The 21,011-nt window shown below is 67.1% G+C and carries 17 protein-coding genes and 1 pseudogene; 11 read left to right on the top strand and 7 right to left on the bottom strand.

Annotated features, from left to right (window positions below; genetic code table 11):
* Nucleotides 1-96: 96 nt before the first annotated feature.
* The 3 genes from pglX to ACIOKD_RS03795 form a co-directional block, all read right to left on the bottom strand.
* Complete coding sequence (gene pglX, locus ACIOKD_RS03805) at nucleotides 97-3,837, bottom strand: BREX-2 system adenine-specific DNA-methyltransferase PglX (protein WP_402077764.1); 3,741 nt, start codon at nucleotides 3,835-3,837, stop codon at nucleotides 97-99.
* Nucleotides 3,838-3,967: 130 nt separating this feature from the next.
* Nucleotides 3,968-4,183 (bottom strand): DUF397 domain-containing protein, encoded by a 216-nt coding sequence (locus ACIOKD_RS03800; RefSeq protein WP_402077762.1) that lies wholly within the window; start codon nucleotides 4,181-4,183, stop codon nucleotides 3,968-3,970.
* On the bottom strand, nucleotides 4,180-5,040 hold the full coding sequence (locus ACIOKD_RS03795) for a Scr1 family TA system antitoxin-like transcriptional regulator (protein WP_402077760.1): 861 nt from the start codon (nucleotides 5,038-5,040) through the stop codon (nucleotides 4,180-4,182). Before ACIOKD_RS03795 ends, ACIOKD_RS03800 begins: the two co-directional genes overlap by 4 nt.
* Before the next feature lie 155 nt (nucleotides 5,041-5,195).
* On the opposite strand from ACIOKD_RS03795, the gene ACIOKD_RS03790 reads away from it, so the two are divergent.
* Complete coding sequence (locus tag ACIOKD_RS03790) at nucleotides 5,196-5,492, top strand: hypothetical protein (RefSeq protein WP_402077757.1); 297 nt, start codon at nucleotides 5,196-5,198, stop codon at nucleotides 5,490-5,492.
* The gene (locus ACIOKD_RS03785) at nucleotides 5,489-5,830 is read left to right on the top strand and encodes a hypothetical protein (protein ID WP_402079266.1); all 342 of its coding nucleotides are present in this window, start codon (nucleotides 5,489-5,491) and stop codon (nucleotides 5,828-5,830) included. Before ACIOKD_RS03790 ends, ACIOKD_RS03785 begins: the two co-directional genes overlap by 4 nt.
* Before the next feature lie 47 nt (nucleotides 5,831-5,877).
* Here ACIOKD_RS03785 and pglW read toward each other — a convergent pair whose 3' ends face one another.
* Nucleotides 5,878-10,494 carry a BREX system serine/threonine kinase PglW gene (gene pglW, locus ACIOKD_RS03780; RefSeq protein WP_402077755.1) on the bottom strand — a complete coding sequence of 1,539 codons (4,617 nt, stop codon included), beginning with the start codon at nucleotides 10,492-10,494 and terminating at the stop codon, nucleotides 5,878-5,880.
* A gap of 187 nt (nucleotides 10,495-10,681) precedes the next feature.
* Between pglW and ACIOKD_RS03775 the strand changes: the two genes are divergently transcribed.
* The 3 genes from ACIOKD_RS03775 to ACIOKD_RS03765 all read left to right on the top strand — a co-directional run bounded on the left by ACIOKD_RS03775 (nucleotide 10,682) and on the right by ACIOKD_RS03765 (nucleotide 13,138).
* Complete coding sequence (locus tag ACIOKD_RS03775) at nucleotides 10,682-11,806, top strand: AAA family ATPase (protein ID WP_402077753.1); 1,125 nt, start codon at nucleotides 10,682-10,684, stop codon at nucleotides 11,804-11,806.
* Nucleotides 11,803-12,477: a DUF4276 family protein gene (locus ACIOKD_RS03770; protein ID WP_402077751.1), complete on the top strand. Its 675-nt coding sequence runs from the start codon at nucleotides 11,803-11,805 to the stop codon at nucleotides 12,475-12,477. Before ACIOKD_RS03775 ends, ACIOKD_RS03770 begins: the two co-directional genes overlap by 4 nt.
* Before the next feature lie 163 nt (nucleotides 12,478-12,640).
* Nucleotides 12,641-13,138 carry a hypothetical protein gene (locus ACIOKD_RS03765; RefSeq protein ID WP_402077748.1) on the top strand — a complete coding sequence of 166 codons (498 nt, stop codon included), beginning with the start codon at nucleotides 12,641-12,643 and terminating at the stop codon, nucleotides 13,136-13,138.
* Nucleotides 13,139-13,257: 119 nt separating this feature from the next.
* Here the strand turns inward: ACIOKD_RS03765 and ppc are convergent, their stop codons facing one another.
* Nucleotides 13,258-15,990, bottom strand: a complete 2,733-nt coding sequence (gene ppc, locus ACIOKD_RS03760; protein ID WP_402077745.1) for a phosphoenolpyruvate carboxylase — start codon at nucleotides 15,988-15,990, stop codon at nucleotides 13,258-13,260.
* Nucleotides 15,991-16,288: 298 nt separating this feature from the next.
* Here ppc and ACIOKD_RS03755 point away from each other — a divergent pair, with 298 nt between their 5' ends.
* From ACIOKD_RS03755 to ACIOKD_RS03730, 6 genes are all read left to right on the top strand, one after another.
* Nucleotides 16,289-17,299, top strand: a complete 1,011-nt coding sequence (locus ACIOKD_RS03755; RefSeq protein WP_402077742.1) for an acyl-CoA desaturase — start codon at nucleotides 16,289-16,291, stop codon at nucleotides 17,297-17,299.
* Complete coding sequence (locus tag ACIOKD_RS03750; RefSeq protein WP_402077739.1) at nucleotides 17,296-17,967, top strand: TetR family transcriptional regulator; 672 nt, start codon at nucleotides 17,296-17,298, stop codon at nucleotides 17,965-17,967. Before ACIOKD_RS03755 ends, ACIOKD_RS03750 begins: the two co-directional genes overlap by 4 nt.
* A gap of 73 nt (nucleotides 17,968-18,040) precedes the next feature.
* On the top strand, nucleotides 18,041-18,292 hold the full coding sequence (locus ACIOKD_RS03745; RefSeq protein WP_402077737.1) for a type II toxin-antitoxin system Phd/YefM family antitoxin: 252 nt from the start codon (nucleotides 18,041-18,043) through the stop codon (nucleotides 18,290-18,292).
* Between the two features lie 115 nt (nucleotides 18,293-18,407).
* A complete protein-coding gene (locus ACIOKD_RS03740; RefSeq protein WP_402077735.1) occupies nucleotides 18,408-18,683 on the top strand; it encodes a hypothetical protein in 276 nt (91 codons plus the stop codon).
* Nucleotides 18,680-19,090, top strand: coding sequence for a type II toxin-antitoxin system VapC family toxin (locus tag ACIOKD_RS03735; RefSeq protein WP_402077732.1), 411 nt, complete (start codon nucleotides 18,680-18,682; stop codon nucleotides 19,088-19,090). Before ACIOKD_RS03740 ends, ACIOKD_RS03735 begins: the two co-directional genes overlap by 4 nt.
* Nucleotides 19,091-19,335: 245 nt before the next feature.
* A complete protein-coding gene (locus ACIOKD_RS03730) occupies nucleotides 19,336-19,605 on the top strand; it encodes a hypothetical protein (RefSeq protein ID WP_402077729.1) in 270 nt (89 codons plus the stop codon).
* A 91-nt stretch (nucleotides 19,606-19,696) separates the two neighbouring features.
* Here the strand turns inward: ACIOKD_RS03730 and ACIOKD_RS03725 are convergent.
* Nucleotides 19,697-20,082: pseudogene (locus ACIOKD_RS03725) on the bottom strand (glyoxalase).
* A gap of 4 nt (nucleotides 20,083-20,086) precedes the next feature.
* Nucleotides 20,087-20,905 carry a trans-aconitate 2-methyltransferase gene (locus ACIOKD_RS03720; protein ID WP_402077726.1) on the bottom strand — a complete coding sequence of 273 codons (819 nt, stop codon included), beginning with the start codon at nucleotides 20,903-20,905 and terminating at the stop codon, nucleotides 20,087-20,089.
* Nucleotides 20,906-21,011: the final 106 nt, after the last annotated feature.

The following is a 21,011-nucleotide window of genomic DNA, read 5'->3' as shown; positions in this document are numbered from 1 at the left end:
CGTCACCCGAACGCCCCAGCGTAACGCGCGCACGGCACGGTTCGACGGGGTTTGCTGGGGCGGGCGGGCCCGGTGGGGCGGAGAGTAGCCGAATAGTTACGGCTGCTCGGACTCGCCGAAGCCCTCGGGCAGAGTGTCGGGCGCATCGGCGCCCGTCTCCGCCGGTTCGGCCTCCGCCGTTGCCTTCGCCTTCGCTGTCTTCGTCCCGGGGGTTTTCCTGACCGCTCGCTTCGCCGTCTTCTTAGCCGGGCGCCAGGCTCGCAGGTCCTCCGAGGTCACGGCGAAGATGTCCTCGTGCTGCCAGCCCGCCAGCGCCTCCTGGTAGACACCGGCCTCGTCCGGGTGCCACTGCTCGACCCAGAACAGCAGCTCCTGGAGGCCGGCCAGGTACGGGATGAAGTCCTCCCGCTCCCAGTTTCCGGACTCCTCGCGGGCCACGATCGTCTCGGTCAGCGCGACCGCCTGCTCCTCGTGGTCCCAGCCGCCCCAGCCGAGGACCTCGATCGCCGGGTTGAGGGTGCGGCTGTAGGAGATGAACCGCTCCTTGGGCACGTCGAGCCCCCCGCGCTGGGCCGCGTAGGAGTCCTTGCGAAAGTCCTTGGTCGTGTACTTCGGCGGTACGGGCGTTTCCTTGCGGATCTTCAAGGCCTTCTCGAAGTCCTTGTCCTCCATCGCCTTGTCCTCGGCACGCTGCTTGCGCCAGACCTCTTCCCACACGTACCGCTTTTTCTCCAGCACGGGCTCCTGGTAGCGCAGCGCCGCGAGGAACGGCACGTGCTGGTCATCCACCAGCTCCGGGACGATCTCGGTCAGGTCCTTACCGGGTGCGCACAGCGCGGCGACGTCCATGAAGTCGGAGTCGGCGGCAAGGTCGTCGACAAGCTCGTGGACGGACCGGGTCCGGGGCCGCTCGACCCCGCGGGAGTCGGTCTCGAACCAGAGCTCACGCCGCTCCATACGCGTGAGCAGCCACTCCCTGAGCGCGGCCTCCTGCTGCTTGTCCCACCCGTCGGTGAGCCAGCGCCGCTTGTTCTCCGGCCGCTCGATGAGCCCGATCACAGCGGAGTTCCGCATGGCGTCGAGGCGGCGGCGGACGGTGTCCTTGTATGCCTCGGGCCACTCGGACGGGATTTCGCTGATCATTTTGGATTTATGGCGACGGAACCACTCGGTCTTGGCCTCGCCCTTCTCCACCCGGGCGCCGAGATCGATCTCGAAGGCCCGCTGGCCCAGAGCCAGACCATTGGGGGGGAGGGAATCCTCGGGTGCGGTGAGGTCGTCATGCAGCCCGTAGATCCCGTAGACCTCCCAGTCCAGCTCCTCCTGGACAGCGATCATCCGGGCGCGGATGCGGTGCCATTCCGTTTCGGCTCCAGAAAGGACACCGGCCGTGGGGGGCTTTTCCGGGTCAGCCGTTAGGGCGGTGGGACTGGTGGCGGTCAGTTGTTGGGCGAGGGTGTCCAGTTCGGTGGCTCGGGCGAGGGGGTAGGTGGAGGGGAGGGGAAATTCTTGAACATTGGTAGCGTTAAATTGGTAACTCCAAGACCAAGGCTGATCCGACTTCCCGCCTCCGGCGCCTACATTTCCTCCCTTCTTGTGGCAGACCTGCTTCAACCAGAAACAGGCAGAAGAGGAATTGAGTACCCCCAGAAGTTTGATGTGATCTTCTTCAGTGGCAAGTTCCGTCAGTTTGATCACAGGCGCAGTCTGCTTAAACACCTTACCGCCGCGATCAAGAACAAAGTTATTATGGCTAGCCACTTCAGCGAAGACAATAGTGAGTGGCGTCCTCAACTTTCGCGTGGTCAGTCTACCGAATTCGTACCACTTCAATCCGCCCTCAACCTTGGTCTTCCGCCCGAACAAAATGTTATGCGAGAGGTTAGTCCTAGCAGGCCACATGTAAGTCATCAAAGAACGGTTGAGCTCCTCGACAGGCTTGAGGTCTTCTCGATAGGGGAATGCCACCACATCATCACCTCCCTTAACCCAGTCCCGTACGCCGTCACCCAATACGAGCTCACGCACATCATGCGCCTGCATGCCGTGCCGCTCGGCACTACCCTTCGGGAGTACATAGAGATCGTCTTCGAGGGTAAAGCTTGTAATTCCGACAGAGACCGCTGAATCATCGATCGTGCCAACTCTGATCCGCTCAATCTCAGTGAGCGTTTCCACGGCACCATCTGCGAGAACCCACGGATGCCTTCCAAAATAATCTGTCCGGTCAAGATTGTCGGCAGAAACCCACGAACCTGCACTTTTACCGGGCGCATCGATTCGCTGCACGATATCCTGCCAAACACGCCCACGGGCCGGATACTTCGGCATTTCAGGTTCACCCTGAACACCACGCACGGCACGGACTGTCTTGGCACCTAGCGCAGCCAACCGGTTCCTTCCAATCACTATAACCGTTGGCGTCCCATGCCCAGGAATATAAGCTCCAGACGAGTCAATAACCTCCGTCAGATCCACTGAGCTCTTCAGATACCCCCCTACCAGCTTTTCACCGAACTCACGTTTCATGAAGGAGTTTGATGTAATCTGGCCAACATACCCAGAGTCAACCTTTCCAGATTCATCTCGGATCGCGAGTTCAAAAAACCGCTGCATGAAGGGAACGGACAACACGTACTTCCCGTGGCATACATTCCTGTAAAGCTTTCGATACGCATCCCTTAGGCCGGGGTCTTTTACTGCAATGTATGGAGGATTCCCCACGACAACGTGATAACGTCCAGGCTTGAGAATATCCAGATGCTCAGTCACGTCCTCGGTGTCAAACAAAAACTCGAAATCATCTCTCGCGCCAGTTTCACCTACGTCAGCGAGTTCGAAAATCTTCCCCTGCTGCCCCTTCAGTAGAGCATCTCCGGCGGCGACATGAAGAGGCCAACTATAATTCCCCGCCTCCCTAAAGGTCGATACACCCGCCGCCTTCAATGCCGCAATCATGAGACGGAAACGAGCAATCGCTACAGCGAACGGATTAATATCGACGCCATGCACCGCGTTGAGCGCACCTTCGACCCGCATGTGCACGTCATCACCCGGCGCCTTATCCTCCCACACTTCCAGAATGCGCTGAAATGCGCCCAACAAAAAGTGGCCTGACCCACACGTCGGGTCAATCATCTTGACGACGTCGTATCCGAACCGGTCGAGTGCTTTATTTAGCGTGCGATGAAGAATGAACTTCTCGACAAACTCAGGTGTCTGCAGGAGCGCGTACTTTTCCTTCGCCTCCTGAGATAGGTCCTGGTACAAGTCTCCCAAGAATCTGGTGCTCCAATCCACGTCACTGAAGTTGTGGACAACGCGCGTCCCTTCACCTTCAGACTCTTCGTGACGCCGCCAGAAATCGATCAGCCCTTTGGCCCCCTCATTGGAGAGCGGGATCTGATATAGGGGGTTGTGCTTGTCGAAGAGCAGCCGACCCGCCGGAGACGAACCGATCTCGTCGAACGCTCGCCAGAGCCAATGGCGATGCGTATGTGACGCGTCCTTAACCATGAACTCGTCGTGACGTTCCTGCGCGTGTGTCTGCCGAGCAGCGGCGGACCCTGAAATGTACGGATCCCGCAGGAGAAGGTTGTCCTCACAGAAGCGGACGAAGACTGTGCCAAGCACCCAGGCCACGGCGGCCTGAGTCACGCGCTCGCCGATCCACTGAGGAGCAGCAGCCGACGTCCGGCCCACCTTGAAGGCGTTCCTGTACTCCGTCTGTAGGCGCTCCTCCGCCTCGGGGAGCCTCTCGAGCTGCTCCCCGAGGTCCTTCTCTACCTCGGCCACCTGCTTCTGCAGGTCCTTGAGTAGCCGCGCACTGTCAATCACTGAGCCCACCAACAGTTGAGTTGTCTGGTCACGGAAGGCGCCTGGCGACGCACAGGCACCTATTGGACCATGCAAAAGCCCCGCCTCCCAGGAGAGTGACGGGGCTGGAACGGATCGTGACCGACACGGGTCAGTAACGGGTGATCGATCCATCCTTGACTGCGGTGACGAAGGTCGACCAGTCGGTGTTGTGGACAAGGATGGCAGGGCCTTCTGGAACCTTGCTGTCGCGCACAGGCACGACGCAGGGGAAGCCGTCGGCTACCTCCACGCAACTACCTCCCTGACCATCGCTGTAAGACGACTTTCGCCAGGCTGCCACGTTCAGGTCCTTTGAGTTGCTCATGCTAGTGAGTAGTCCTCCGCCGCCGATGCGATCAGGTCGAGGGATGCCGCTGGCGACAGCGCGGTTGCCCTAACCCGATCGTATGACCTTTGATACTGCTCAACCAGCGCCGGGTCTTCAATGAGTTGCCCACTGCCCGCACCCTCCGCGTAGACAGCGGGCGGAGCATCGTAGAAGGCGAAGAGAGATGTCATCCCATTAATGAACGCCTCAGCCGAGGCAGCGAAGGGCAGCACCTGCAACACCACACGCTGGGTCTTGCCCGCTTGAAACAGATGCTTCAGCTGCTCCGACATGACAGCAGCCCCGCCCATCGGCACCCGCAGAGTTGTCTCGTGGAGAACCGCCCACAACAGCGGACTCGTTGGACCTTCTAGTACCCTCTGCCGCTCCAGCCGAAGTTGCACGTATTGCTCGACCTCGTGCGGCTCCGCATAAGGCAGGGTCACTCGGGTGATCGCCCGCGCATACCCCTCCGTCTGCAACAACCCCGGTACCAGCATCGGCGCGTACTCGCTGATCGTCTTCGCCAGCTTCTCCAGCTCCGCCGCATCCGCGAAGTAGTCCGCATGCTTGGACTTCCGGGCCAGGCTGCACAGCCGCTCGAAGTGCCGGCTCGTCCCGAAGACCTGGTCGAAGAGGCGGGACAGGTCCGGCTGCGGGCGGCGCGTCGCGGACTCGAACTGGCCGATGTACGTCCCGGAACAGAAGACCTTCTCCCCCAGCTGGTCCTGGGAGTAACCCGCCTCCTCCCGCTCCCGGCGGAGCTCGGAACCATAGAAGGTCCTCGGCGATGTGTAAGGGTCGGGGCCCGAGCCCTCGGCCCCGATCTGGTTCCTGCGATCCTGTGCGGTCACCGGCAGTCACGTCCCCTCGCGCTGCCCATGGGCAGCGCTCTCTGAAACTCCGGCCTCTGAACAGGCCAGTTCGGTCCGGAGCAAGTACCGCCCGCAACCCCGTTGTTGGCGCGCTCCCCCTACCGAGCGTAGCGCTCCATCGTCACGCTGTGGACATGAATCGTCACTCTCGTCACATCATCTCCTCCACGGAACGCCCCTCTCCCGCCGACCCGTTCGCCGACCATCCCCTCGCCGCCGCACTTGCCCGCACCGACGAGCTGGCCGAAGCACTGTTCCGCCACGGGATCACCCTTCCGTCGCTAAGCGCCGACCTGGCCTCCTGCACGGCGGCCGGCCCTCCACGCCAGCTCATCGTCCTGGGCCGGGTGAACATGGAAACGGCCCGCCTCCTGATCGACGTACTGCGGAACGCAGACGCAGACGCAGACACGGCCGCGGAGGAGAAGTGACCAGCCCCCCCGACATCCCGACCAACATCCCCAGCAGCAGCTCGGCCGACACCGTCCCGGGCGACGGTCCGAGCAGAACCCCGCACGCCCTCTCCCCCGGACTCGTCCCCGCCCTCGCCGTCGCGCCCCGCACGATCGTCGTCGACGAGCACACCGCCCGTGTCGGCGAGGTCATGGGCTGCGAAGGCCCGTACCTCCAGTTGCGTCCTCTCGGCGGCGGCCGGGAGTGGGACGCGGACCCGGCCCAGGTACGTCCCGCGTCCGCGCAGGAACGGCTGCGCGCGTCGGTCGCCGCAGCCAACGCCCGGAGCCGGAGCGCACCACTCGGTCCCGGCTGAGCGGCCTGTACGTCCTGCGATGTACCGCCCCGTGCCGAAGATCGGAGTCACGCCGCCCGCCCCTCTCCCGAGTCGTTGATGACCCAGGCGTGGTTGAGGGAGATCCACTCCTCCCGGTCCTCCAACGGGACCGTGACGCTGTCGAGGCGCGGCGCGTCCGTCGCGTCCGACCGTGGGCTGAGCAGCCACAGTCCACGCCCATGGGGGCCGCCCCGGCGTGCGGCCCCCGTGAGGCGCTGGAGGACGCCCATTCCCCCGTACCGGGCCATGACGAAGGCGTCGTGCAGGAGTAGCGGGCGGGGCGGAACCGCCGGCACCTCCTCGGCTGTCGGAGACGTATCGCCGGGGCCTTCCAGCACTCCCCGGATCTGTTTCTCCACGTCTCCCCACGCAGCCGCCGTGTACTCGCCGAACTTCAGCGCGTCCCGCGAACCGGGCTCCGCGTTGTCCGCCTCCAGGATCGTCTCCCAGGTGGGCCGGGGCCGGGCCTCGACCAGATTGCGGAGAGAAGTCAGAAACAGGGCGCTGACATCGATCGGTTCGGCCTGCCACTCGCGGCCCGGCTCGGTCAGGGTCCGCAGGGCGAGGCGCTGGTCGTCGTGGCGGACGGTGAGCAGCCGGAAGCCCGGTCGCCCGGCGGACTCGTGGAGCTGGACCAGTGCACGCAGCCGGTCCCGTTGCTCGGGGGTGTCGGCCGTCCAGTGATCGACTCGGGTGATCCTGGTCAGGCTGGCGTGGCGCTGGGTGACGGCGGACGTCGGGTCTGCGCCGCCCGCGTCACGCTTGGGGATGAAACGGCCGCGAGGTGGTTTGGTCCTCGTGTGCCATCGCAGCTCGAAACCTGCCTGCCGCAGCAGCCTGCCGAGCGAGGTGTGGTCGTCGGGGAGGCGGGTGGACAGGTCGGGGAAGCGGGCGTAGACCCGATCATGGATCTGTTCGACCGTCAGCCCCTCCTGCTCGCTGTCGCGTTTCCCGGCGAGCGGCAGGACCAGTCCGGCCTGGGTCAGCCGCAGCGCTCGTACGGGCTGGAGCGAGCGGGAGTAGATCTCCAGCCGGGCGTTGGCGGCGGCGTCCTCGGCAGCCACGGCGGCCAGGGTCACCATGCGGGTCTCGTCCATGGAGACCCGCGCCTCGGGCTGGCGTGCGTGGAAGGCGGCATCCGCAGCGACGATCTGTTCGAGGACGGTGCCGGGGCCGGCGAGCGTGTCACGCCCGGCCAGGGCATCGGCGGCCTTGCCCAAGCGGTCCGCGTAGTCGAGCAGGGCAGGCGCGGACGGGGTGTCCGGGGCGTCGGTGTCCTCGTCGACCTCCAGAGCGAGAAGCATGCGGTTGTCGCCGGTGTCACCGTGGCGGCGGCCCCGGATGCGGCGTGGCGTCTGCGCCCAGTCCACCTCGTACGCGGCACGGACCGCAGCCATGCCCAGGGCGCGGCGCAGCAGTGGGTCCGCCTGTACGGTGCCGCGGCGGGCGACCAGGGCCTCGGCGAGTTCGGTGGCGGAGGCCACACGGCCCATGGTTGTAAGGATGTCGACGACCTCGTCGCGCAGGGCGACCAGTGCCGTGTCATTGGCCCAGCGTTTGCGTTGGGCACCGACGATCTGGGCGATGCGCCCTTCGGTGACCTGCTCGCTGGTGAGGGGCGCGACGGACTTGTTCAGCGGCCAGCTCGGCAGCTCGGGCGGCAGGTTGCCGCTCTCGTCCGGCAGGCTCAGCAGCAGGCGCACGGCCTCTACCTCGGTAGCGTTGCGACCGCGCGGGGCGGGTTTCGGCACCAGGAGCGAGACGAGGGCGTCCAGGGAGATCCTGCGCAGGGGGCGGTCGTTGCCCGCCTCGGTCTGTTCGGCCTTGGCCTCGGCGATCTCCTCCGCGGAGTCGCCGCGCTCGGTGGCGGAGAGTGGTGACGGCTGGCGTACATCCAGAGCGAGACGCCACTGCTTGATGCGACGGTTGATCTCGTCGCGGGTACGCGCACCGAGGCCGGGGCGGTTGACCAGACGGCGCGTCGAGTAGTCGAGGAGGTCGCCGACCTTGGTCAGTTCGAGGCCGTTGAGGAACGAGACGGCCCGCATGGACAGCCCGGAGACGAGAAGTTTCGTCTCGCGGGTCACCTTTGCGGCGGCCTCGTCACGGCGTGCCTCTTCGGCCGCCGGGTTCAGTGGAGGCAGCTCGCCCGGGGGGAGGGCGGCGGCCGGGGAACCCGCGTCCTCGGGGTGTCCGGTGGAACGCGCCTGGACAGGCTGGTCGGCCAGGGCGAAGACACGCTGCCAGGCGCGCTGCATCTCCTTCAGGTCGGCGAACCGCTTGCGGTGGTCGCGGTGGAGGGCCTGGTGGAAGAAGTCGATCAGACCGTCTCGGAGAGCCGAGTCGAAGGCCTCGGCGGCGATCCTAGGATACGGCCATTCCTTGGGGTCCGTCTGCCTGGCCAGGACCGAACCGTCGCCCCACTGCGGCAGCTCGCCGGAGGCCATCTCGTGCAGGGTGGCGGCCAGCGCGTACCACTCGGCCTGCGCGTCGTAGCGGCCGCGCGTGATGGTCTCGACGAAGGGGTCCAGGTAGCCCTCCGTGCCGGCTTTGACCGCGTCCACGTCGAGTCCGGCCAGGGAGAAGTCGAAGAGAACCAGTTGCCGGGTGCCATTGGGGCGGACCCTGATGGCGATGTTGTCCGGCTTGAGGTCGCGGTGCCAGATGCCCTCGCCGTCGAGGAAGTCGACGGCTGCGAAGAGGTAGCTGGCGTACGTCTCCAGCTGGTCGGTGAGAAGCGGGCCACCCTCGCGGAGCTGACGCGCGACCGTGCGGTCACCGGCATGATCGAGGACCAGCACGGTGCGCGGACCGATGCGGATCGGCTCGGGCACGGCAAGGTGGATGACCTTGGAATCGTTGCGCAGTTTCGACAGCACGTCGGCCTCACGGCGCAGGGCCGCGGCGTACTTGTCCGCACGGGCGATCTTGAGGACCACCTGCGCGTTGTCACGTTCCACGTCCTCGGCGAGCAGTGCGCGTGCGGTCGAGCCCTGGCCCAGGCTGCGTCTGACGCGGAAGCGACCGCCGACGACGTCATCCGGAACGGCGTCCAGCGGATCGCCCTCCTCGATGTGCGCCTCGGGTTGCGGATCGGGCTCCGGCTGAGGCCGGAGGCCGCGCTCAACGACGTCGAGCCATTCCAGGAACTCCGCGGCTGTGCGTGTACGGGCTTCGGGCAGATAGACCGTGGCGTCCTGGATGATCTGGTCGACGTCCTTGGTCAGCCCGTCGGCGACGGCCGAGGGCACCAGTCCGCCGCCCTGGTCGAGGCGGCTGCCCAGCTCTGCCTGGCTGTGCGCGGGCGGCTTCCCCGTGAAGATCAGGTAGCCGAGGACACCGAGGCCGAAGACGTCAAGAGCGGTCGGATCCGGGGACTTCGCTGTGACCTCGGGCGCAAGATACGGGTCGGCGGCCTCGGCGACATAGGCCGCAAGGTTGTTGGACGGGACGATCTCGTGCCCGCTGCTCAGAGCGCCGCCCGAGCCGCCGGCGGCCCCCTTGGTCTGGGGGTGGCGCACCGCCGTCTGCCATTCGGCGATCTGCAGGACCGGGCGCAGCCAGCGCTCGTCCTCACCGCCGCCGCGCATCCGCGGCCCCGGCAGTACGTGCACGGCGCGGGCATGCAGAGCACGATGGTAGAGACGGTGGCGGTGAGCGTAATGGACCGTTTCGGCGAGCTGCCTCAGTAGGGCTGAACGTGCCTGCGCATCGAGTTTGTCGCCGTACTGGAGGAGATAGTCGTCAAGACGGAGCGTGCGTGGGTCGTACTCGTAGAGGAGAGCAGGTCCGGCGCTGTGGCCGTTCTCGTCGAAGTTCTCCAGGGCGACCAGACCCGGGTGCCCCAGCCCCTCCAGGGCCAGTGCCTCACGCTCGGCGGTGTGGCTGATGGACTCCCGCGACTGCCGGTCCGCACCACGTTCCCGCAGGTAGATGCGTACGCGGCGGGTCTTGCGCATCGAGTCGTGGTGGCCGAGGTAGTCCGCCCAGTTGGGGCCGGTGTCGAAGGGAGTACGGTCCAGGCGGTATGTACCGACGTGAAACTCCGCGTCGGATCGCCCTATCCCGACACTCCTCAGCAGCTTGCCCAACTGCCGGGACAAGTGAGGGTCGACACCGCCCTGGAAGTCACGGCCCGGCCGCTGGAGCTCGTCGAGCACGTCGGGCAGCCCGCTGTGACCGGCTTTACCCACGACGGCCGCCAGGTCGTTCTGCGCCAGGCGGATGCGCAGGGCCGGATTGGTGAAGAAGACAAGCTCTTGGACATAGGGCGCGGGACGACGGATCCCTGCCTTCTCCATGGCGTCCTTCAGGAGGCCCTTGAGTTCCTTGGCCTTCTGATTGGCCAGGTGTCGAGGGTTGCGATGCACGCGGGTCCGGCCGTCGGGCAGTGTCTGCACCCAGCTCGCGCCGGAGGAGGTGAGTGTGCCCTGCCAGTTCTTCAGCTCGACGAGGAAGAGGCCCGCGGGCGCGGCAACCAGGAGGTCCACCTCCCGGACATGCCCGCTGTGCGCGGTGAAGGTGAAGTTGGACCAGGCACGGAAGGGCTCGCCGTCGGGCAGCCGCTCCTTGAGATGCAGCAGCCCACTGCGCTCGTGCTGGAACTGTGACTCGGTGACTGTGGTCCACCAACCGTCTCGCATGACGCGATCGCCCCTTCCCCACATCTCGGCTTGGCACCGTGGCTGCATTTCAGCCGCCGTTTCAGCGTATCGGCCAGATCTGACAGCCCCGACAGGTGTCAGCCCTGACGCGGGGCCGACTCCGCAACAGATCATCTGTTGGTGCTGCGCAGACCACTCGACACGCCCCTGGCCTAGGGTTGGCGCCATGCCGCCGTACAAAGTCTCCGAGGTGACCGTCGAAGGGTATGCCTCCATCCGCTCCAGCACACTGACGCTCGGTGACGGCGTCACCGTGCTGGTGGGGGCCAACGGTGCGGGCAAGAGCAACGTCGTCGGCGCACTGGAACTGCTCGGACGGATGGCGGACGGCGATCTGGCGCTGGAAGTGGGACTGCGCGGTGGCGCACAGGCCCTCCAGTACGCGGGGCCCCGGGCCGAGAAGGGGATCCGGCTGCGCGTCAGTGCGTCCCCGTACCGTTACGAAGCTCATCTCCTTCCCGCGGCGAACGACACCTTCGTCTTCGCTGAGGAGAAGGGCCACTTCCACGAGTGGGGCCAAGGCCGTCCGCTGGAGGAACACTTCGGCCGCGGGCATCGCGAATCCCTCCTGCGGGAGAAGGAAGCGGAACAGCTCTCGCGGCTGGCGGGACCCGTACGCGAGATTCTGGCAGGGTGTCGCGTCTTCCACTTCCAGGACACCGGCCGGGAAGCGCCGGTGAAGCAGCTGGGTTTCACCGCCGACAACGAAGCACTGAGACCGGATGCGGGAAACCTCGCGGCCTTCCTGCTACGGCTGCGGGAGAGCAGGGCGAAGCCCTACCGCCGCATCGTGCGAGCCGTGAAGGCGGTCGCCCCCTTCTTCCGTGACTTCCTGCTGTCCGAAGAACCCGGCGGCAAGATCCGGCTTCGCTGGACCCAGGAGGGCGTGGACGCGGTGTTCCCCGCGGAGGCGCTCTCCGACGGCACTCTGCGGTACATCTGTCTGTGCGTGCTGCTGCTGCAGCCGGACCCTCCGGCCCTGCTCACCCTGGACGAGCCGGAACTCGGCCTGCATCCTTACGCGATCGTCCAGCTGGCGGACATGCTGCGCTCTGTCGCGGTGCGGAGCCAGGTGGTCGTCGCAACCCAGTCCGTGACACTCCTCAACCAGTTCTCGCTGGACGAGATGGTGGTGGTGGAGCGGGAGGACGGTGCGACCGTGTTGAAGCGGCCGGACCGCGAAGCGCTCCATGGGTGGCTTGACGACTACTCACTTGGCGAGCTCTGGGAGAAGAACGTACTGGGGGGACGTCCGGCTCCGGAGTATCCGGTGCAGGGCCGCCTGGGATGATCACGGTGGGGGTGCTGTGTGAGGGGCAGACCGAGGAGAACATGGTCAAGGAGTTCCTCGGCCCTGAGCTGCTTGCCTACGGAATCAACCTGGTGCCCACGATTCTCCTGACGAAGACCGCGGCCGGCGGGCCTTCGAGCCGGGGTGGCGTCAGCAAGTGGTCGAAGATCGAGAAGGATCTCCGCAATCTCCTGGCGAGCACACCGCACTGGGCCGCGGTCACCACACTGCTCGACTATTACGGCCTTCCGCAGGGCAGCCCCGGTATGGCGGACCGTCCGATGACCATGCCGCCCCGGCAACGCGTGGAGCATGTGGAAAAGCACATGGCGGAAAGGATCCGTGACGCGCGTTTCATTCCCTATCTCGTCCTTCACGAGACCGAGACCTGGGTCTTCGCAGCAGCCGAGCAGTTGGGAGAAATGCTGGAGGAACATGCGCTGGCAGGCGAGCTCAAACGGCAGGCTGATGAGAAGGGCGGTCCTGAGGGTGTCAACGACAGGCCGGACACAGCGCCTTCCAAACGGCTCCTGCGGCTCTGTCCCGAGTACAACAAGACCCAGGACGGACCCGAAGCCGTCGCCCATCTGGGTCTGGATGCTTTGCGGCAAGCGTGTCCGCACTTCGATTCCTGGATCGGCAAGCTTGTGACGCTCTCCATGATGCGGTAGATCCGGACCCTGGGATTTTGCTTTGTTCGGGGATCTTCAGGGGCCGTAGAGCTGGGGAACGGTCAGCACGGCCGTCGAAAGGTCCGTACAACATGGGACTTGCCCTCCATCCGAATTCCGCCCGGGTTGACCTAGTGACACGCCATGGCCAAGGATCGCCGCCATGCCCGCCCATTCCCATGCCCGCGCCTCCCGCCCCAAAGCGGCCGCGGCGCTGCGGTTCGGGCAGCTCGCGGCGATGGGTACGGTCGCTGTGCTGCTCCTGATCGCGGGCGTGTGGGCCTCCTGGGGCACCGCCCAGCACGTGATGCTCACCAAGGGCCGTGAACGCGGCACGATGACGGTCACCCAGTGCGCCGAGGACCACTGCACGGGCCGGTACCGGCCCACGTCGGAGGGTTCCACCGCCCGGGACCGGGTGGTCCTCGACAGCGAGGTGGCCGTGGAGAAGGGCCGCACGTACACGGTCGTGGTGAAGCCCGGCACCGACGAGGTCGTCCGCGCGGGCACCGGTGGCCTGTTCTACGCCTGGGTTCCGCTGGGCGGCGCGCTGATGCTCGCCTCGGTGGTGGTCGCGGGCGGCCTGGGCAGGACCCGGCTGGGCTGGGTGCTCGGCGGCGCGGGCCTGGCCCTGGTGACGACCGCGTTCCTGGCGCTCTGACACACACCCCGCGACACACCCCGCAACGAAGGAAAACGAAGGAAAACGAAGGAAAAAGGGGTGCCGGGGTGGTCCTCGACGGACCACCCCGGCACCCCTTCCTCGTGCCGCTGGGCCGGTCAGCCGGTGTTGCGCAGACCCGCTGCCACGCCGTTGACCGTCAGGAGCAGGGCGCGGGACAGCAGCGGGTCCGGCTCGGAGCCGGCCGCGGCGGCGTCGCGCTGCCTCTTGAGGAGGGCCACCTGGAGGTACGAGATCGGGTCCAGGTAGGCGTCGCGGATGGTGAAGGTCTGCTTGAGCACCGGGTGGGCGTCGAGGAGTTCGGCCTCACCGGTGACGCGCAGCACCTCGCGGACGGTCAGCTCGTGCTCGGCCTCGATGGTGGCGAAGACGTGCTGGAGCTCCTCGGGGACGAGGGTCTCGACGTAGTGGCGGGCGATCCTGAGATCGGTCTTGGCGAGCGTCATCTCGACGTTGGAGATGAAGTTGCGGAAGAAGTGCCACTGCTCGTGCATCTCGTCCAGGACGCTGTCGAGACCGGCCTCGCGCAGTGCCTTGAGGCCGGCGCCGACGCCGAACCAGCCGGGCACGATCTGCCGCGACTGGGTCCAGCCGAAGACCCACGGGATGGCGCGCAGGCCGTCGAGCGAGACGCCCGAGCCGGGGCGGCGGGAGGGCCGCGACCCCAGGTGCAGGTCGGCGAGCTGGTCGACCGGCGTGGAGGCGAGGAAGTACGTCGGCAGGTCCGGGTCCTCGACCAGCCGGCGGTAGGCGGCCTCGGCTGCCTCCGAGACGACGTCCATGGCGGCGTCCCAGCGGGCGAGCGCCTCGTCGGACTGGCGCGGGGAGGTGTGCAGCGCGGACGCCTGGAGGGTGGCCGCGACGGTCAGTTCGAGGTTCTCCCGGGCCAGCGACGGCACGAGGTACTTGTCGGAGATGACCTCGCCCTGCTCGGTCACCTTGATCTCGCCCTCCAGCGTGCCCCACGGCTGGGCGAGGATCGCGTCGTGCGAGGGGCCGCCGCCGCGGCCGACGGTGCCACCGCGGCCGTGGAAGAGCCTCAGGCGTACGCCGTACCGGTGCGCGACGTCGCGAAGCCGCCGCTGCGCCCGGTGGATCTCCCACTGACTCGTCGTGATGCCGCCGAACTTCGACGAGTCGGAGTACCCGAGCATGACCTCCTGGACATCACCGCGCAGGGCCACGAGCCGCCGGTAGGACGGGTCGGACAGCATGTCCTCAAGGATCGTGTCCGCGGCCTTGAGCTCGTCGGTCGTCTCAAGGAGCGGCACGATGCCGATCTTCGCCCAGCCTGCGTGCAGGTCGAGGAGTCCTGCCTCGCGGGCGAGCACGGCGGCGGCGAACACGTCGTCGGCGCCCTGGCACATCGAGATGATGTACGACTCGATGACCTCGGGCCCGAAGACGCTGAGCGCCTTCTTGACGGTCTCGAAGACTCCGAGGGTCTTGCGGCCGGCGGCGTCCAGCGGGGCCGGGGTCGGTCCGAGCGGCCGACGTGAGCGCAGTTCCTTGGCGAGCAGCTTGTGCCGGTACTCGCGAGGCATGTCCTCGTAGCGCCAGGACTCCTCGCCGAGCCGGTCGAAGAGCTGCCCGAGCGCGTGGTGGTGGGCGTCGGCGTGTTCCCGTACGTCCATGGTGGCGAGCTGGAGGCCGAAGGCGGCGAGCGTGCGGATCGTACGGTTCATGCGGCCGTCGGCGAACAGGGCGCCGCGGTGTTCGCGCAGGGAGGTCTGGATGAGCGTGAGGTCATGCAGCAGCTCGGCGGTGCCGAGGTAGTCGCGGCCGTCCTCGTGCGGGATGCCCTTGGCCAGGCGGAGCTTGGTGTTCTCCAGCTTCTGCCGGATGCAGGTGGCCTTGAGCCGGTAGGGCTCTTCGGCGTTGAGGCGCTTGTAGCGGGGACTGATCTCCGGCATCAGCTCCAGGTCGGCCCGCAGCGAGTCGAGCAGTTCCTCGGTGGCGCCGGTGTAGCGGATGGAGTTGGAGAGGAAGCCGCGCAGCTCGTCGATCAGTTCCAGCGCGTCGTTGATGCCGTGCTCGTGCTGGAGGATGAGGACGTCCCAGGTGACCTGCGGGGTCACGTTCGGGTTGCCGTCGCGGTCGCCGCCGATCCAGGTACCGAAGGTGAGGGGCCGGGTCTCCTCGGGGAGCTCGACGCCGACACGCTCCAGTTCCGCCGTCAGATCCTCCAGGACGTCTCCGACGGCACCGGCGTGCAGCTCGTCCAGGTAGTAGATGGCGTTGCGGGCCTCGTCGGCCGGTTCGGGCCGCACGACCCGCAGCTCGTCCGTCTGCCAGACCAGGTCGATGTTCTCGGCCAGACGGGTGTCGTAACGGCGCCGGTCGGCTTCGATGACCGGGGTCTCCAGCAGGGCCGCGATGCGGCGCAGCTTGTTGAGGACCGAGCGTCTGGCCGCCTCGGTGGGGTGCGCGGTGAAGACGGGGCGGACGTTGAGGTTCCTGACGCTCGCGCGCAGGTGGTCGGGGTCGGCGTCCTTGAGCCGGTCGGCCGTACGGGCGAGGAGTCCGCCCTCGGCGGCACGGCGGGCGCGCAGCTCGCGGCCGCGGTGCACCTGCTCGGTGACGTTGGCGAGGTGGAAGTAGGTGGAGAAGGCGCGGACCAGCTTGGCCGCGGTCTCCAGTTCGGTGCCGCGCAGCAGCTCGGCGGCGGCTTCACCGTCCTCGCGGGTGAGACGGCGAACCTTCTCGACCAGCTCCAGAAGCTCGGGCCCCTCCTGACGTACGAGGGTCTCGCCCAGCAGATCCCCGAGGCGGCGGATGTCGGCGCGCAGTTCACTGCCGGTTGTCGTGTTCTGGTCGTCGGCACTGCTCACAGGTGCGGCTCCTTGCAGTGTTGAAGCTCGTCTGGAGGGGAACCCGTCGGCCCGTGGCGGCAAGCGCCGCCACAGCGGCTGGGCATACGGGAATGAAACAGAGCGGACCGCGCTGTCCGACCGAGACCAAGGATAGGTGTCCATCCGGACGCGCAGTCTCTCGGGCTCTTGCCCCGGGGCAGCGCGCTGCCATACTTACGACGCCGTAGGTTACGGAACCGTAAGCGTGGTTTCCGGCTACCCACCGCAACGCTTACCGGCCACACCCACCCTCCTCGACCCCCCAGGGGACGCCCCCATGACCACAAGTTCCGACGTGATCGATGACGCCCCGAGGGCGCACGACGACTCCCCCGTCCCCTCCGCCACGCTGGGCGGCGAGAAGAAGCGCTCGATCGAGCAGATCACCCTTCTCCTCTTCATCACCGTCCCGTTCCTGGCCGTCCTCGCGGCGGTTCCGCTGGCCTGGGGCTGGGGTGTGAGCTGGCTGGATCTCGGCCTGCTGGTGTTCTTCTACTTCCTGGGCTGCCACGGCATCACGATCGGATTCCACCGCTACTTCACCCACGGCGCCTTCAAAGCGAAGCGGCCCCTGCGCATCGCACTCGCCATCGCCGGTTCCATGGCCGTCGAAGGGCCACTGGTCCGCTGGGTGGCCGACCACCGCAGGCACCACAAGTTCTCCGACGCCGAGGGCGACCCCCACTCGCCGTGGCGCTTCGGTGAGACGGTCCCGGCCCTGATGAAGGGCCTGTGGTGGGCCCACATCGCCTGGATGTTCGACGAGGAGCAGACCCCGCAGGAGAAGTACGCGCCGGACCTGATCAAGGACAGGACGCTCCGCGCGATCTCCCGCCAGTTCCTCCTCTGGGCGGGCCTGTCCGTCGCGCTCCCCGCGCTGATCGGCGGCCTGGTGACGATGTCCTGGTGGGGCGCGTTCACGGGCTTCTTCTGGGGTTCCCTGGTCCGGGTGTCGCTGCTGCACCACGTGACCTGGTCGATCAACTCGATCTGCCACGCGGTGGGCAAGCGCCCCTTCAAATCACGTGACCGCTCGGGGAACGTCTGGTGGCTGGCCGTCCTCTCCTGCGGCGAGTCCTGGCACAACCTCCACCACGCGGACCCGACCTCCGCCCGGCACGGCGTGGAACGCGGCCAGGTGGACTCGTCGGCCCGCCTGATCCGCTGGTTCGAGCGCTTCGGCTGGGCGTACGACGTGCGCTGGCCGTCACGCTCGCGTATCGATTCCCGTCGCAACCCGGACGGGAAGGGCGCCCGGCGCAAGGCGGAGACCGCCGAGGCTGCATGATTGACGGCGTGGCCGACTCCAGCACACCCAGCAATGAAAAGCCGCGGCGCGTCCGCCGTACCCGGATGACCGGGGCGGAGCGGCGGGCCCAGTTGCTGGAGATCGGCCGCACCCTCTTCGCCCAGAAGGGCTTCGAGGCGACGTCGGTGGAGGAGATCGCGGCGAAGGCCGGCGTCTCCAAGCCGGTCGTCTACGAGCACTTCGGCGGCAAGGAGGGGCTGTACGCGGTCGTGGTGGACCGCGAGATGCGCCGCCTCCTGGACGGCGTGACAGGCTCTCTGACCGCAGGCCACCCCCGCGAACTCTGCGAGCAGGCGGCGTTCGCCCTCCTCGACTACATCGAGGAGTACACGGACGGCTTCCGCATCCTGGTCCGCGACTCCCCGATCCCCCAGTCGACAGGCAGCTTCGCGTCCCTGATCTCGGACATCGCCACGCAGGTGGAGGACATCCTGGGCCGCGAGTTCAAACGCCGGGGCTTCGACCCCAAACTGGCCCCCCTCTACGCGCAGGCCCTGGTGGGCATGGTCGCCCTCACCGGCCAGTGGTGGCTGGACGTCCGCCGCCCGAAGAAGGCGGAGGTGGCGGCCCATCTGGTGAACCTGGCGTGGCACGGCCTGGACGGCCTGGAGGCGAAGCCGCGCCTGATAGGGCGCCGCAAGAGCTGACCAACTGAGCAGCTGACCAACTGAGCAACTGAGCAACTGAGCACAAGATAAACCTTGTGGTATCAGCGGGCGGATGACTGAGATTGCGATCAGCGCGGCCCGTTCCCAGCTCGGCGACCTGGTCCGGCGGGCGGCCCACGGCCGGGAGATCATCGCCCTCACCGACCACGGTCATGTGGCGGCACTGCTCGTCTCGCCCCAGGTCATCGAGGATCTGGAGGACGCCCTCGCGGTCGCCGATCACCAGCGCCGCAAGGCGGAGGGGTCGCTGGAAGAGGGCGTACCCCACGAGGAAGTCGGGCGCATGCTGGGGCTGCGGCCTTGAACTACCGAATCAGCTGGGAACCGAGCGCCACGGACGCTGCCGTGGCGCTCCTCATCGGGGGTGAACCTCTACCGATCCAGCTTCCAAGGCCGCAGGGCCGTCCTAGACTGCTGGCGTGACCGCCGCATACGACTACGAGGACATGCACCACCTGGTGGACCGGCTCACCCCGACCCAGGTGCGACGCCTGCGCCTGCTCGTCACCCAGGATGAGGAACTGTCCCAGGTTGCCCAGGCGCTGCCGGCAGTCGTCGCGAACGAGGACGAGGAGTCGGTCCCGGCCGGGCTGCTGGCCCTGATCGGCAGCGTGAACGGCCCAGAGGATCTGGCTGAACGGCACGACGACTACATCCGCGAGCGTATGCGCGAGCGCTTCGGCGACTCGGCGTGATCGCCACGGTCCTGGACACCGGGCCCCTGGCTGCGGCGTTCAACGCGGCCGACCGGCGTCACCCGGAGTGCGCCTCCCTGCTGACGTCGCTGACCGGCCGCCGTCTGCTGCCCAGCCCGGTCATGACCGAGGTCTGCTGGCTGCTGGAGCGCTGGCCCAAGGTCGAAGCGGCCTTCCTCGCCGAGGTCGCACGGGGAACATTCGAGCTGGTCCACCTCACTCCCACCGACCTGACGCGCATGGGTGAGCTGGTCCTCCAGTACGCAGACTTCCCGCTCGGCGGGGTCGACGCCTCGGTCATCGCGGTGGCCGAACGCTTCGACGTGGACCGGGTGGCCACCCTCGACCGGCGGCACTTCGGCGTCGTCAAGCCCGCCCACGTCCCCTCGCTGACACTCCTGCCGTGAGCCGACCGGCGGCCTATATCTCTGACGGCAGCGCTGACGGCAACAAGGACGGATGCCAGGGCACAGCCACGGACACCAGCGGAGCACGAAACCGCCGATAACCTGTGGAAAGGCAGGCGGGGAGGGGTCGCGTAGCACACGTACCACGTCGTGGCGGGCACCGCATTGCCGCGAAAGTGTCGGCCTCCCGGTCGACTTCACGCTCGACCCCAGCAGATACGCGAACCAGGGGACTGTGATGGCCGATGGCCACAAACGGAAACCCCGAAGACGTGCCGGCGGAGTCGGCCGCCTCGCTGCGGGACGGGAAGTCGCTGGACGAGATCCTTACGGATCTGCGTTCCCAGGGCTTCGGCGTCATCGACAGCATCAAGGCCGTGAGGCGTCTGCGGTCCTGCTCGCTGGCCGAGGCGAAGCAGATCGTGCACTTCTCCGAAGCCTGGAAGGACATGCGGGAGACCCATGACGCCTTCCACGGGGACCTGGCACGCAAGGCGGAAGAGGACCTGAACTGACTACCGCACCTTGATCGGAGCCGGGCTCGCGCAACCCGTGCGCGGGCCCGCTCCCGTGTCCCGAACGCGGCCCTGGGCACCCTGGGCCGCGTTACTGCTCACCTGGACCGCACGCTCTCTGAGCCGGTTCCAGGAACTCCAGTCGGTTGCCCACAGGGTCCTTGGAGTAGAAACGCTGAAACCCCGGAAGCTCGGTGTCCCAGGTCACCAAGGCCCCGCAAGCGACAAGACGAGCCGCGTACACCTCGATGGCCGTGACTTGCAGCCCCGGGTGCGCCTTCTTCGCGGGGCGGAAGTCCGCCTCGACCCCGAGGTGCAGCTGGACCGCCCCCGACCGGAACCAACAACCGCCGCGTGAGGCGAGCACCGGCGGCTTCGGGATCTCCGTCACTCCAGGACGTCGACGTAGTACGTGCGCAGAGCGGCCTCGGCTCCCGGCGGTGCGGCGAGCTGGACGTGATCCACCGCCGTCAGCATCCGCTCAGCCACCCTTGCGCGCCACCACGAACAACCGCCGGAACGGCAGAACCGTGCCGTACGAGGTCGGTGGGTAAGCCGTGCGGAGCAGATCCCGGTACTCCGCGGTGAAGGCGTCCCGGGCTTCCGGGTCGTCGGCGAGAGCGGTGAGAGCCGGCCGCATCCCCGTTCCCTTGGACCAGTCGAGAACGGCGTCCTCCCCTTGCAGGAGCTGCAGGTACGTCGTCTCCCAGACATCCACCTCGCACTCCAGCCGCGCCAGCCGGTCCAGGTAGACGAGCGGGTCGTGCACCGAGTCCGCGCGCCGGAGAACTCCGGCCAGCCGCCCCTTCCACCGCGGTGAGCCGGCGAGTTCACGCATCAGCGCATGCAGAGGCGCATCAATGTTGTCGGGCACCTGAAAAGCGAAGGTCCCACCAGTGGCCACCGCGTCGAGCCACGCCGCGAACGCCTCCAGATGCCCTGGCACCCACTGCAGCGCCGCGTTCGAGACGACCAGGTCGTACGTCTCCGTCGGCGTCCACTCCGTCAGGTCCGCGTGGGCGAAGTCCAGGCGCCCGCCACCGCCGGCATCCCCCGCGTGCTCCTCGGCCCGGGTCAGCATCTCTGGAGAGTTGTCGTACCCGGTGACGTACGCGCCCGGCCACCGCTCGACGAGCTGGACCGTGACGTTGCCGGGCCCGCACCCCAGGTCGGCGATCCGGGCCGGGTCGCCGGGCAGGGCGGTGACGCGGGCGAGCAGCTCGGCGAAGGGGCGGGCGCGGTGCTCCGCGTGACGCAGGTACTGGCCCGGATCCCAGGTGGGAGCAGTGGTGGCGGACATGGGGAGCCTCCTAGGGCCTGTGTGACGTCGTGATCAATCTCGGGTTTTGGTCCCGTGCGTGGGTAGGACCTGGTAGGACGATGGGTGTGACACGTAGGCAACTCAC

This window comes from Streptomyces sp. NPDC087844, from assembly GCF_044742785.1.
Lineage (GTDB): Bacteria > Actinomycetota > Actinomycetes > Streptomycetales > Streptomycetaceae > Streptomyces.
This window is presented reverse-complemented; position numbering and strand designations above follow the sequence as displayed.